Source organism: Pseudomonas sp. H3_A02 (assembly GCF_054671965.1).
The window spans coordinates 2,948,871-2,961,331 of record NZ_CP162807.1; the positions used below are offsets into that span (position 1 = coordinate 2,948,871).

At 57.9% G+C, this 12,461-nt stretch carries 10 protein-coding genes; 4 read left to right on the top strand and 6 right to left on the bottom strand.

What is annotated here, in order from left to right; translation table 11 throughout:
* Positions 1 to 11: 11 nt before the first annotated feature.
* Positions 12 to 4,709, top strand: a complete 4,698-nt coding sequence (locus tag AB4N80_RS12995; protein WP_460082359.1) for an RHS repeat domain-containing protein — start codon at positions 12 to 14, stop codon at positions 4,707 to 4,709.
* A 74-nt stretch (positions 4,710 to 4,783) separates the two neighbouring features.
* Here AB4N80_RS12995 and AB4N80_RS13000 read toward each other — a convergent pair whose 3' ends face one another.
* The 3 genes from AB4N80_RS13000 to AB4N80_RS13010 form a co-directional block, all read right to left on the bottom strand.
* A complete protein-coding gene (locus tag AB4N80_RS13000; protein ID WP_277343045.1) occupies positions 4,784 to 4,909 on the bottom strand; it encodes a hypothetical protein in 126 nt (41 codons plus the stop codon).
* A gap of 871 nt (positions 4,910 to 5,780) precedes the next feature.
* Positions 5,781 to 6,692, bottom strand: coding sequence for an RHS repeat-associated core domain-containing protein (locus AB4N80_RS13005; protein WP_240998548.1), 912 nt, complete (start codon positions 6,690 to 6,692; stop codon positions 5,781 to 5,783).
* 40 nt (positions 6,693 to 6,732) lie between these two features.
* A complete protein-coding gene (locus AB4N80_RS13010) occupies positions 6,733 to 7,041 on the bottom strand; it encodes a LuxR family transcriptional regulator (protein ID WP_122569198.1) in 309 nt (102 codons plus the stop codon).
* A 492-nt stretch (positions 7,042 to 7,533) separates the two neighbouring features.
* Here AB4N80_RS13010 and AB4N80_RS13015 point away from each other — a divergent pair, with 492 nt between their 5' ends.
* From AB4N80_RS13015 to AB4N80_RS13025, 3 genes are all read left to right on the top strand, one after another.
* Positions 7,534 to 7,938, top strand: coding sequence for a MarR family winged helix-turn-helix transcriptional regulator (locus tag AB4N80_RS13015; protein ID WP_072348667.1), 405 nt, complete (start codon positions 7,534 to 7,536; stop codon positions 7,936 to 7,938).
* Between the two features lie 52 nt (positions 7,939 to 7,990).
* Positions 7,991 to 9,199, top strand: a complete 1,209-nt coding sequence (locus AB4N80_RS13020) for an MFS transporter (RefSeq protein WP_460082363.1) — start codon at positions 7,991 to 7,993, stop codon at positions 9,197 to 9,199.
* Positions 9,200 to 9,381: 182 nt separating this feature from the next.
* Positions 9,382 to 9,933 (top strand): glutathione peroxidase, encoded by a 552-nt coding sequence (locus tag AB4N80_RS13025; protein ID WP_122569196.1) that lies wholly within the window; start codon positions 9,382 to 9,384, stop codon positions 9,931 to 9,933.
* 89 nt (positions 9,934 to 10,022) lie between these two features.
* Here the strand turns inward: AB4N80_RS13025 and AB4N80_RS13030 are convergent, their stop codons facing one another.
* From AB4N80_RS13030 to AB4N80_RS13040, 3 genes are all read right to left on the bottom strand, one after another.
* The gene (locus AB4N80_RS13030; RefSeq protein ID WP_122569195.1) at positions 10,023 to 11,297 is read right to left on the bottom strand and encodes an OmpP1/FadL family transporter; all 1,275 of its coding nucleotides are present in this window, start codon (positions 11,295 to 11,297) and stop codon (positions 10,023 to 10,025) included.
* A 144-nt stretch (positions 11,298 to 11,441) separates the two neighbouring features.
* Positions 11,442 to 11,924 carry a hypothetical protein gene (locus tag AB4N80_RS13035; protein WP_122569194.1) on the bottom strand — a complete coding sequence of 161 codons (483 nt, stop codon included), beginning with the start codon at positions 11,922 to 11,924 and terminating at the stop codon, positions 11,442 to 11,444.
* A gap of 275 nt (positions 11,925 to 12,199) precedes the next feature.
* Positions 12,200 to 12,424 carry a hypothetical protein gene (locus AB4N80_RS13040; protein WP_003204606.1) on the bottom strand — a complete coding sequence of 75 codons (225 nt, stop codon included), beginning with the start codon at positions 12,422 to 12,424 and terminating at the stop codon, positions 12,200 to 12,202.
* Positions 12,425 to 12,461: the final 37 nt, after the last annotated feature.

Sequence of the window (12,461 nt, forward strand, 5' to 3'; positions counted from 1 at the left end):
GGAGATGAGTCATGTCGACAGAAACTTCGATACATTCCAATGCCTTCAACTTCTTGAGTTTCATCCTCAATCAAGTCGACCCACGGACCGGACAATACACATGCGCCATCTCCTTGCCCGAACTCAAGGCCAATGACTTGTGCGGTCCGGTTGTGCCGCTGCAATTGAACTTCAACCCGCTCAACAATACCGACAGCGGTTTCGGCAAGGGTTGGAACTTGCAGCTTTCGCAATATGATCCCAACCGCCGGATCATCTCGCTGTATACCGGAGAAACGTTCAAGGCCAATACGGGGGCCGACGGGGACAACGGTATGGAGATTCCGGAGAAGAAACTCGACTCCTTTCATTTCCATGACCTGGGCAATCAGCGCTACCGAGTCGATCATAAGTCCGGGCTGGTGGAGATTCTTGAGGTCGGCCAGGGCCAGTTCGCCATGCCGGTGGAAATGCGCTCGCCCCAGGGGCATAGCGTGACGCTGGAATACGTTGCCTTCGGCACGACCCCGCTACTGAGCAAGATCTGCAACGCCGATGGCACGGAACTGATGAGCCTGACGCGCAGCGGCAATACCCTGAAGGTCACGCTGCATCCGGGCACCCGGTATGAAGCGCTGTTCGTGTTCAACATCCTTGGCGGTGAAACCAGGAGCATCGTCCTGCCCATCGAAGACGAGGGCCTGCCGACCGAGAACAAGGGGTCCTGGCGTTTTGAATACATCCCCCTGAGTGGCCTGACCCTGCTCAAGGAGGTCCGTACCCCCACTGGCGGCCATGAAACGGTCATTTACTCAGGCACGCCCCATGCCCTCCCCGGCATAAGCCGCACCCTGCCGCGAGTACAGTCGCACAAACGCGACCCTGGCTTTGAGCAGGCCGTCATCGAAACCCATTACGAGTACGACCGCACCGGCAATAACTTCCTTGGCCATGGCAGTGGCGTCACCTGGATCAATGATGACCTGGACCACCTCTTCCGCGATGGCGTGGTGCGCAGCTACCAGTATGAAACCAAAGAGATACTCTGGGACGCCGTCAGCGAAAAACCGGTGCGTACCACCCGTCGAGTGTTCAATCGCTACCACCTCCTGGTACTCGAAGAAATTTTGCAGAAAGCCAAGGTCCCGGACAATGACGACACCCTGCTGGTCACCGAGACCGAATACTACGCCAACCCGCTGGATGACTTCAGCGAGCAACCGGCGTATTACCAACTGCCGAAAAGCATCACTCAGACCTGGCGCAATGCAAGCGCCACGGTGCCCCGGCATACCGAAGTCGTCACCAGCACTTACGATGATTTCGGCAACCTGCTGGTACAGGTCAATGCCAATGGCGTGACCGAAACCAGCACCTGGTACGACTCCGAAGGGGAGGACGGTTGCCCGAAGGATCCGCAAGATTTCGTGCGCAACATCAAGAGCAAGACCATCACCCCGGCACCTTCCGGCTACGGCGCCGCGCCGACCCTGCAAACCCGCTATCGCTATGACGAATATCCCGGGCTCGGCAGCGTCGGGCGCTGGCTGGCCTTGAGTGACGAACGTTTGATGGAAGGCGAACAGCTACTGCAACAGAGCACCTACAGTTATATCAATGCCCCGGGCAATGCCTTTGAACATGGGCGCAAGTTGCAGGACGCCGTCACCCTCAACAACCTGACCACCACCACCGACTATGCCTACAGCAAGACCCGCAATGCCCGCGCCGGCGAAACCGTCTTGCACACGGTCAATACCCTGCGTGGCTTTGATGGCGAGGAAAAAGTCCTCAACGTGGAGCATTCGCTGCTCAATGGCGAGCCATTGCTCAGCCATGATGACAACGACGTGGCGATTGCCACCGAGTACGACCTGCTCGGTCGGGTGATCAAGGAAACCGTGGCCCCGGACACCCTCTACGAGGCCAGTCGCAGCTATAGCTACAGGCTGGTCGACACGGCGGACCAGCAGGCCACGCAAAGCGCCATCGACGTCAAGGGCGTCGAGACGATCTCTTGGCTTGACGGGCATAACCGGGTGATCAAGGAAATCCGGCGCGATGCCGATGGCCTCGGTGGTGATACGACGGCGTTCCGCGAGATCTACCGGGCGAGCTACAACCAGCTCGACCAGATGACCAGCGAAACCGTGACTGATTGGGAACGGGACAGGGACATCGAGCTGACCAGTGTCTTCAATTATGACGACTGGGGCGAGCAGCGCAGTGTGATCCGCCCCGACGGTGTCGAGGAGCACGAGATCACCGACCCGATTACCCGCACCACCACGCAATGGCTCGAAGGCCAGGGCAAGACCGTTACCGTCAACAACCTGTTCGACAAGCCCGACAGCGTCAAGCGCATCGACTGCGGCGAGCAGATGATCAGCGAGCACCTCTACCATTACGATGGGCTCGGGCGGACCGCCGAGGAATACGATGCCGCCGGTAACTGGACCCGTTATGAATACGATGCGTTCGATCGCATGACCAAGACCCTGTTGCCGGACAGCACCGAGGTCGAGCGCAAGTATGCGCTCCACAGCAGCGATGAAGAGCTGGCGGTCGAGATCAGTGTCAATGGTGCGGTGCTGGGTGAGCAGGTCTTCGATGGCCTGGATCGGATGACGGTGTCGATCACCGGTGGGCGGGAAAGTACCTACACCTTCGATCCGGGGCAAACCCAGCCAAAAAGTGTCAAGCACCCCAGCGGCCAGGAGACCGGTTATGTCTACCGGCCGGAACTCGGCGAAGATCCGGAGCAGCGCATCGCCGTGGAAAGTACCGCGGTCTACAGCTACGACTCGCAGAACGCACGGCTGTTGCAAACCGAGGAGCAAGACCAGCAGGGCATCACTCATCGTCTGCTGCGCGAGTACTTCAGCACTGGCGAAGTGAAAAGCGAAAGCCGCGAACAAACCGGAGAAACCACCCGGACCATGCATTACGAGTACAGCCGGCAAGCGCGTTTGCTCAGCTATACCGATGTGCTCGAACAGACCCAGTCCTTTGAATACGACCGCTATGCCCGCTTGATCACCACCGAGTTGGGCACGACCCGCTCGAGCTTTACCTACGATGATTGGGGACAACTCCAGGATATCGAGACCGTTGACGGCAGCCAGCAGTTGAAGACCCATCTGGAGTATGACGATTTTGGTCGCGAGGTACTGCGCCGCTTCGATCTGGGTGGCGGGGTGATCCAGACCCTGACCCAGGTCTATGACGAAGTCGACCGGTTGACCCAACGCACCCTGGTGCAGGGCAGCGAGACGCTGCGCGACGAAACCTATGCTTATGATTCGCGCGGACGCCTGGTCGACTACACCTGCAGCGGCAGCCAGGCCCCCGAGGACCCTTACGGCAAGATCATCCAGGGCCAGATGTTCGGTTTCGATGCCCAGGACAACCTGGACTTTGTCGAGACCACTTTTGAGGGCGGGCGCAACTCGAGTTACTACGAATATGGCAATCCGGATGATCCCTGCCAATTGACCGCCATCACCAATACCTTCCAGCCGGATTACCCGCAACGGTTGGAGTTCAGCTATGACGCCAATGGCAATTTGTTGCAGGACGAAGCTGGACGGATCCTGGAGTATGACAGTTTGGGGCGCTTGATCAGTGTCAGTTCGTTGACGGGGGAGCCGGCTAACAGTTATCGCTATGATGCGTTGGATACGTTGAGTGCGAGCAGTACGGCTGCGGCCAGCGAGTCACGATTCTACCAGAAGGGTGAGTTGGCCAATCGGCTTCAGGGCGCCCAAGGCAGTAGCACCTTTGTACGGGCCGATGGCATGGTGCTTGCCGAGCAGCTCGGTACGCAGGGAGAGTCGTTGCTATTGGCGGTCGATGACAAGAACAGCGTTTTGCGGGAGTCTGGCGAGACGGTCGCGAACGACCTTGCCTATAGCGCCTATGGTCAAGGCAGAGCCGATCAGTCGCCAGCCAGTCATCTTGGCTACAACGGAGAATTCAGGGAGCCGGAGGTCGATTGGTATTTATTGGGCAACGGCTATCGTGTCTACAATCCCGTATTAATGCAGTTCCATAGTCCAGACAACCGCAGTCCATTTGGCGAAGGCGGTTTGAACAGTTACAGCTATTGTGAGGGGGACCCCATTAACTTTACGGATCCAACAGGGCATGCCCTCGTTGGAGGGCTTGTCAAAAGATTTCAAGCATTGGGTCGGGGCTTGAAACGTATGCTCGGTATTCCCACGGCTCCTAAGGCTTCGGCCTCTGTCGCTACCGATGTGGCGGGTACGTTCGCGCCGCGCGGTTCTGCTGAGGGATTGAATAACGTTGGTGTGAGCACGGGGGCACGTTTATCGACTTCAAGCAAGGATACATGGGAAGGGGTGGAGGCTTTGTTTGAGCCAAGCACTCCGCCACCAGCGAGGTCTGATATACAGCCCTTGAGGGCTGAGGTACCGACGGCGAAGACTAAAAAACGGGCCAAGGTTAGAAAAGATCTGATTCCGCATTCTCAGATAGATTTTTCTAAAAAAAATCTGATCGTTGTAAATAAAAACGGTGAGCAAATATATCCAAAAATCAAACCACACCCGCAATATGAAACAAGAAAAAAAATCGTCGATAAAAAACAACATGAGAAGTTGGGGAGAGAAATGGCGGCCTTGCCCAGGAAAGACCATGAAATTGAATACAGTATTCTACAAGAACGGCAGCAGGCACTGGAGCGGTATATAAAAGTTAGGAGAAGTTGATTGGGAAGTGCCAGCACTTTGTGTTGGCACTTATTTTCGATAACAATGCCGAACGGGCCCTGCGCATGTCTGATTCACGCCACATTTCGTTGGTTCGCTACCGCTACGATCCGCTGGATCGTCTGGTCGACCGCGCCCCGGGCGATCAGCCGGGCCAGCAGAGTTTCTACCAGAAGAATGCCTTGGCGTGCGAGATTCATGGGCAGATGTGCCGACCCGACTGGTCATTTTTCGATGTCTGTATTTCAGGTAGCAGTCGCCGCCGCCGTGGGTGTCGCTTTGCTCTGGGCGGGAGCTGCTAGCAAGGATAAAAGTGCTTCAATTGGATTGTTTATAGCGAGTGGTATCGTTACAGCGGGCAGTTTTGGAATCGCCGGGATGCGGGCACGTCGGACTTGGAGGGGGCGATTGGCCGGGGCGCGGGGTACTGGGGGGCTTGCGCCAGAAGGCGCTATTTCTATGGATGAGTTACGAATGAGGCTCCGGACCCAACACTCGGCAGCTATGGGAGAACGTGCGAGGGTCGCTGAGCTGGCGCCTCCGTACTCTCCACCTAGGAGCCCGGCAGGCTCGATTGGATCAGGAACGGCGATATTTGATCCGCCGCCTCCTTACCTCTCACGTACGCCAAGTTGGTCTGGTTCGATTGGTCAATCGGGGGCGGTGCTATCTGATCTTCCATCATCTGTTTCGCGATCGCACGGGATGTTCGATTCTACTGATGGGATGAGAGGAAGTTTGTCTCGGACTATCTCGTCAGATTCAGGTGGTTTGCCTTCATATGATGACGTCACGTATTCAGCGAGCCAGCAACAAGTCAAACTACTGCGTCGCCTAAGCAACTGAAGAACAGCGTTCGTTCACCATAGCCAGCTCAAGCAGGCTATGGTGCTGGAGTCGCTCGAAATGGCACAAACCCCTGTGGCGAGGGGATTTATCCCCGTTGGGTTGCGAAGCAGCCCCAGCGTTGTTGATTCATCTGCCGGCCACTCCGGGGAGGAAATTTCAGGATTGCTGCGCAGCCCAGCAGGGATAAATCCCCTTGCTACACAATGCGTATGGCTGGTGTTGTCATGTTCGCACATTGGCATTCTGGAGTTGTAGCGTTCGCGTTGTACCTCTTTCTATAAGCGCCGCGTCTTCGGCGTTTAATCGGGCATGTGCGGCTTGAAGTTGCGCGATTTCCTGCTCCTGCAATATTTGCCGGCGACGCATTTCTTGCTCTGCTGCATCGGGCCAATACTCTTTGCGTTCCGGGGCCGTGGTGGTTTGCCGTTGGGCTTGCGTCCTGTGCCGGGAAGCCCTTGGTACTTCTTTAGCGGTAATGGCCGAGTCAGGATAAGGTTTTGGCAACCGCGTGCCAGAGGACAGTCGTTTGTATTGTTGAGCAGAGCCTGACCTGCCGCTGAAAGCGGTTTTCCCGCTTGCACCCGTCAGGTTGCTGGCGGGGCGCCCAGCCCATGCAAGGTACCCCGCGCCCAGGCCTGAGGCAGCGCTGATAACCAGCAGTGCCGTACCGACAGCATTGTCCTTGTTCATCACCGCGACAGCGGCAACCCCGCTGACAACGGCCGTTGCGGTCAATGCCCCTGCGGGCGTTGCCAGGCGACTCAGGAGTGATGCACCTAAACCGAAGATCCCGAGATGTCCGGTGGGATCACGGTAGTTGATCGGGTCTCCCAAACAATAAGCGTAGGCGTTCAAGCCACCACGATCAAACGGACTTGAATCGTCTGGACTGTGAAATCGCCTCAACACCGGGTTATAGGCTCTGTAACCATTGCCCAGGATGTACCAGCCCGTGTGCTGCTCTCGATATTCTCCATTGAAACCCAGGCAGGTTGGGGCGAGTTGAGCGGCCAACCGGTGACCGTAGGGGGAATAGGCCATCTGCCTGAAATCGGTAGGGCTGATTTGCACCAGTATCGATTGGCTCTGGTCGGTCGCCAGAAGGACCGTTTGTGTTTCGTTTTCAACTGACATGGGCTGGATTTCCTGGAACTGCATGACGGCAATTGCTTTGCTAGATCAGCCAATCGGCGTTTCCCTTGACGTACGGTTTATCGATCAACCCCAGCTCCAGCGCCTTGAGCGCCGCCGTCCAGCGAGAGTTCACCCCGAATTTTCGACGAATGTTGCAGAAGTGATAGTTCACCCCGGCCTCGCTGCAATTGATGATCTGGCTGATCTCCCAGGAGGACTTGCCGGCGGCGCTCCACTGCAGGACCTCCGTTTCCTTGCGCGTGAGTTTTACCGCCACTGATTGCGAATCCTCGTGTTGGAAGTTGCCTCGGGCGGAGGAGGAGCGGGTGATGGGGTCGGTGCGATACATGACAAACACTCCCATTTAACGATCAGAAATGGCATGGGGGCGGCGAAATATTCCTACTGCTTGGTGGCACGCTTCGCACGACCCTTCTTCAGACCCTGGGTGGGGCTGGAGGTACGGGGTCGTTATATCTCGATTCAAAGCACCTGAAACCTGTCAGACATTACAGGTCCTGAATCTCAATGAACTGCTATTGGAAAGCCTTCAAGGCAAAAACCTTTGAAAATTATGGTTTTTTTGTGCACGTGAGACAGCGATCAAAAGCGCAAGAACGGATGAAGGGAAGGGCGCAACACTGCCCACATGGGCAGATTCAATCCGTGGCGAGGGAGCTTGCTCCCGCAGGGCTGCGCAGCAGACCCTTTTTTGTGAGCGCTGCGCACTCAGCGGGAGCAAGCTCCCTCGCCACGGACTCAATTAATTTTTCAGTACCAACAGGCGCGGATTTTTCACTTAGAATTTGCATTCAGCCAACCCCGGGTATATACACGCACCATGCTTCCTTCCCAATGTTTGTGCATCAACCTGCGTCGTGCCGCCCGTGGCGTCAGCAGGTATTACGACGGCGCCCTCGACGGCTTCGGGATCAACGTTGCCCAGTATTCTCTACTGAACAACCTGGCGCGCCTGGACCAACCGAGTATTTCCTCCCTGGCCGAGGCCATGGGCCTGGATCGCAGTACCCTGGGGCGTAACCTGCGGGTACTGGAAGGCGAGGGGCTGGTGGCATTGGCCGAGGGCGACGACTTGCGTAACCGTATCGTCGTGCTTACTGACGCCGGGCACGCCCGGTTGGCGGCAGCGCTGCCGGCCTGGGAAGCGGCGCAGCAGAAACTGATCGATAAGTTGGGCGCGGAAAAGCGTGCGACCTTGCTGGCTTTGCTGGATGAACTGGCGTGAAGCCGGTTCGTTCGAGGATAAGTGGGTATATACCCGCGACTGGAGAACAAAAATGACATCGATGTGGCGTACCTGTGGTTGGGTCCTGGTGGGCAGCGCGCTGATCCTGGCGTTGTCCCTGGGCGTGCGGCATGGCTTCGGCCTGTTCCTGGCGCCCATGAGTGCCGAGTTCGGCTGGGGCCGTGAGGTATTCGCCTTCGCCATCGCCTTGCAGAACCTGATCTGGGGCCTGGCGCAGCCTTTCACCGGCGCGCTGGCCGACCGCTTCGGTGCGGCGAAAGTGGTGCTGATTGGCGGTGTGCTGTACGCACTGGGCCTGGTGTTCATGGGCATGGCCGACTCGCCATGGTCGTTGTCGTTGAGCGCGGGCCTGTTGATTGGTATCGGTCTGTCGGGCACGTCGTTCTCGGTGATTCTGGGCGTGGTCGGGCGGGCCGTACCGGCGGAAAAACGCAGTATGGGCATGGGCATCGCCAGTGCCGCCGGTTCTTTCGGCCAGTTCGCCATGCTGCCCGGTACGCTGGGACTGATCGGCTGGCTCGGTTGGTCGGCGGCGTTGTTGGCGCTGGGGCTGCTGGTGGCGTTGATCGTGCCGTTGGTGAACATGCTCAAGGATGCGCCGGCGCCACTGAGCGGCAAAGAGCAAACCCTGTCCGAAGCGTTGCGCGAGGCGTGCGGTCATTCAGGTTTCTGGCTGTTGGCCGTGGGCTTTTTTGTCTGTGGTTTCCAAGTGGTTTTCATCGGGATACACCTGCCGGCCTACCTGGTGGACCAACACCTGCCCGCCAGCGTCGGCACCACCGTGCTGGCGCTGGTCGGGTTGTTCAATATCTTCGGCACCTACACCGCTGGTTGGCTGGGCGGGCGCATGTCCAAGCCTCGCCTGTTGACCGGGTTGTACTTGCTGCGTGCGGTGGTGATCGGCTTGTTCCTGTGGCTGCCGGTGACGACCACCACGGCTTACCTGTTTGGCATGGCGATGGGCTTGCTGTGGCTGTCGACGGTGCCGTTGACCAACGGCACGGTAGCGACCCTGTTTGGTGTACGAAATCTGTCGATGTTGGGTGGGATCGTGTTCCTGTTCCACCAGTTGGGCTCGTTCCTCGGTGGTTGGTTGGGCGGGGTGGTGTATGACCGCACCGGCAGCTACGACTTGATCTGGCAAGTGTCGATCCTGCTCAGCCTGTTGGCGGCGGCGTTGAACTGGCCGGTGCGTGAACGGCCGGTGGCGCGGCTGCAAGTCCAGGTGGGTGCGGCATGAGTCGCATCGGCCCGTGGTTGATCGCCGCCGGTGCTGGCCTGCTGCTGGCGTTCGCCTGGTGGGGTTGGCACCAAGGCGGGTTGGCCCTGATGCAACTGGGTATGGGCACATGCTGAACAAATGGACGGCATCGGACGCTGCGAGTAACGTCGTGGTCTGACATGCTTTTAAGGAAAGCCGACATGTTGATGCGCTGGTTTGCTGTTCCCGCCCTGTTGCTGGCTGTGACCGGGCAAGTCTGGGCCGCCGATTGCCCGCCGTTGCTGGAGGGTTCGTTACCCAAGCTGCGGGCCAAGGAAACCGTCGATTTGTGCCAGCGCTTTGCGGGCAAGCCACTGGTGGTGGTCAACACCGCCAGTTTCTGCGGGTTCGCCCCGCAATTCAAAAGCCTTGAGGCGCTCAACCAGCGCTACAAGGACCAAGGCTTGCAAGTGCTGGGTGTACCGTCCAATGACTTCAAGCAGGAAGCCAAGGACGGGGCTGAAACTGCCAAGGTCTGCTACGTCAATTACGGCGTGACCTTCACCATGACCGAACCGCAGCCGGTGCGTGGCGCGGATGCGATACCGCTGTTCAAGCACTTGGCTGAACAATCCGGCGCGCCGAAATGGAATTTCTACAAGTACGTGGTGGACCGCCAGGGCAAGGTCGTTGGCAGTTTTTCCAGTCGGATCAAGCCTGACGATCCCGATTTCATCAAGGCGGTAGAAGCGGCCATCGCCTCCAAACCCTGACGCCGGCCACGAAAAAGCCCCGCCTCTTTGCAGAGTGCGGGGCTTTTTTTCGCTTCAGGTGGCGAGGGGTTCAGGTTCGCCGTGAAACATCAGAAGCGGTAGGTTGCACCGACACCGAAACCGTTGGCGCTGTTTTCGTATTCAGCGTTGTAGGCTTGGCCCAGCGCGTTGCGCCGGTTGACGTTGACTTTTTCTTCCTTGAGGTAGGAGTACGCCACGTCGATAGTCAGGTCTTCGGTCGGACTCCAGCCGGCGCCCAGGCTGAAGATAGTGCGGTCGCCGGTTGGGATGCGTGGCGAACGGTCAGTGTTGTTGGTAGGCGACTGGTCAAAGGACAGGCCGGTACGCAGTACCCATTGTTTGTTCAACTGGTAGGACGTACCGATGGCGTACGCCCAGGTGTCGTGCCAATTCTGTTCTTCGGTGATGGTGCCGAAGAGGGTTGGGTTCAGGGCGCCGCCGCTCGTTACGTCGTTGTTTACGGTAATTTCTTTCAGGCGGCTCCAGCGGGTCCAGGTGCTGCCGGCGTAGACGGTCCAGGCATCATTGATTTGCTGGGTAACCGAAAAGTCCACCGACTCAGGCGTGGTGATGTCCAGCGAAGCGTCGTAACGCCCGTCACTCAGCAAGAACCCAGGCGTACCTGCAGCCGCGTCCACGTCGGTGTGACCTTCAAGCTTGTACTTGACCTTGGAGTGGTAGGTCAGGCCGACACGAGTGGTATCCGTCGCCTGGACCAAAAGACCGATATTATAGCCGTAGCCAATGTCGTCGCCCTTGATCTTCACATTGCCGTCGTTCGGCGAAAACGGAGTGGTCAGTGATGACTCCAAGGCACCCGAAATCCGGTTGATCGTCGGACCAAAACCAATCGACACCTGGTCATTGAAGGCATAGCTGACGGTGGGCTGGAAGGTCACGACCTTCACTTCGCTCTTGCTGCCGAAGTTACGGCCCTGGAATCTGTTTTCGTAGTCGGTGATCAGGCCGAACGGTGCGTAGACACCCAGGCCGAAAGCCCATTGGTCATCGATGGGCTTGACGTAATAACCCATCGGGACGCCAGTGAGCGGGACCATGTCGCCCTTGTTGGTACCGGAACGGGTGCCGCTGGCATCGTTGATGTCGGTGGAGGCGTCAATGGCGGCGAAACCACCGGTCACTTGCTGGCGCTTGAGGCGCGACATGCCGGCAGGGTTGCCAAAGACAGTGCTGGCGTCGTCGGCGGCAGAAGAACGACCTGCGAAACCAGTGCCCATGCCACTGATGCTTTGTTCGTTCAAGGCAAAGCCACTGGCGAAAAGTTGGGTGGATGCCAAGGTCACGGCAAGGCCAAGGGTGGTTTTGAGCATCATTTTTTTCATTGTTAGAACTCCTGGTGATCACCGGGGCGAAAATTACCAACATTTTCGTTCAGGCGCTATAGCCTGTATCGCTTGATTTAGAGGCATTTTGTAGGACAATCCGACCAGATTCGCGACCGTTGTAGGAACTTTCCAAATTTCCCATCAGCAAGCGACCTGATTCAATGGTGAAACACAGCTTCGCCAGGCACAGGTGAAATCTCGCAGGCGCCCTTGGGGATGAAAGGTCTGACGCCAGATGCGGGCCATGCCCAGCAGGTCGTCGGCGTCGGGAAGCGGGGTGTTCTGTTCCTCCACCAGCAACCAAGCGATGGCGGTGGCGTAGCGCAGGTTGACGGTCAACTCCAGGTGCGGGCCGCTGAGAAAGGCGTGCTGGCTGGCCAGGCCGCGGACCAGGCTGGCCCGTTCCGGGTCTCGTGCCAGGTAATGGTCCCAGAGTGCCTGGTGTCGGAGCTCGGTGATGCGATACAGGCCATGTCCGCGGCGATCATGCAGGGCTGACCCCAGGGCCGACTGGCTGGCGGCAATGCCCAGCAACAAGGATTCCGCAGTTGCGCTGTGACGCTCAAGGTAGAGCAGCGTCGGGCGGATCACATATCGACACAGTTCGCTGGCAGCGATACCCATAAAACCCTCGAAGTGTGAAAGGGGCGGAGCCTGAGTGTGTGGGCTTGGCAGCGGTGGATCGGTCCAGGCCCCGCCGGAAGCGGATCATGCCGCTTGACTTGAAGTGTAGTGTCATATTCCCGCTGTAAAGGTCTGTTTTTAAAACATCTTCGGCGAACGGTTATAACCCTTATATCCCTTGGTGCTTACGCCGTTTCGCTTAATCGAGAAATTTCGGGCAATAAAAAGCCCCGCTTTCTGGGCGGGGCCTTTGGGGTTTCAGCGTTTCTGGCGTCTCAGGCAACCAGTGCCTGGCGAGTACGCTCGATCACGGCCTGCAGCGGTTCGGCGCTGGAGTACTGATCGGGGTACAGGCGTTCGCTGTGACGGGCGATGCCGTGTTCGTTGACCAGCGTGAAGCTGAAGCAGCCTTTGCGAGCGGCCATGATCAGGCAGTTCATCGGGGCAAAAGCGTTGGTGAGGGTGCGGATAGCATCCTGTGCGTGGATTTGAGTAGACATGTTATGGGTGTTCCTACAAATGACACGGTTAAGAACC

Excerpts from the sequence above, each read along its gene's own strand:
- AB4N80_RS12995 (WP_460082359.1), top strand. The coding sequence starts at position 12 with ATGTCGACAGAAACTTCGATACATTCCAATGCCTTCAACTTCTTGAGT.
- AB4N80_RS13000 (WP_277343045.1), bottom strand. The coding sequence starts at position 4,909 with ATGAATCTCGCACGCCAAGGCATTCTTCTGGTAGAAACTCTGCTGGCC.
- AB4N80_RS13005 (WP_240998548.1), bottom strand. The coding sequence starts at position 6,692 with ATGTCAGTTGAAAACGAAACACAAACGGTCCTTCTGGCGACCGACCAG.
- AB4N80_RS13010 (WP_122569198.1), bottom strand. The coding sequence starts at position 7,041 with ATGTATCGCACCGACCCCATCACCCGCTCCTCCTCCGCCCGAGGCAAC.
- AB4N80_RS13015 (WP_072348667.1), top strand. The coding sequence starts at position 7,534 with ATGCTTCCTTCCCAATGTTTGTGCATCAACCTGCGTCGTGCCGCCCGT.
- AB4N80_RS13020 (WP_460082363.1), top strand. The coding sequence starts at position 7,991 with ATGACATCGATGTGGCGTACCTGTGGTTGGGTCCTGGTGGGCAGCGCG.
- AB4N80_RS13025 (WP_122569196.1), top strand. The coding sequence starts at position 9,382 with ATGTTGATGCGCTGGTTTGCTGTTCCCGCCCTGTTGCTGGCTGTGACC.
- AB4N80_RS13030 (WP_122569195.1), bottom strand. The coding sequence starts at position 11,297 with ATGAAAAAAATGATGCTCAAAACCACCCTTGGCCTTGCCGTGACCTTG.
- AB4N80_RS13035 (WP_122569194.1), bottom strand. The coding sequence starts at position 11,924 with ATGGGTATCGCTGCCAGCGAACTGTGTCGATATGTGATCCGCCCGACG.
- AB4N80_RS13040 (WP_003204606.1), bottom strand. The coding sequence starts at position 12,424 with ATGTCTACTCAAATCCACGCACAGGATGCTATCCGCACCCTCACCAAC.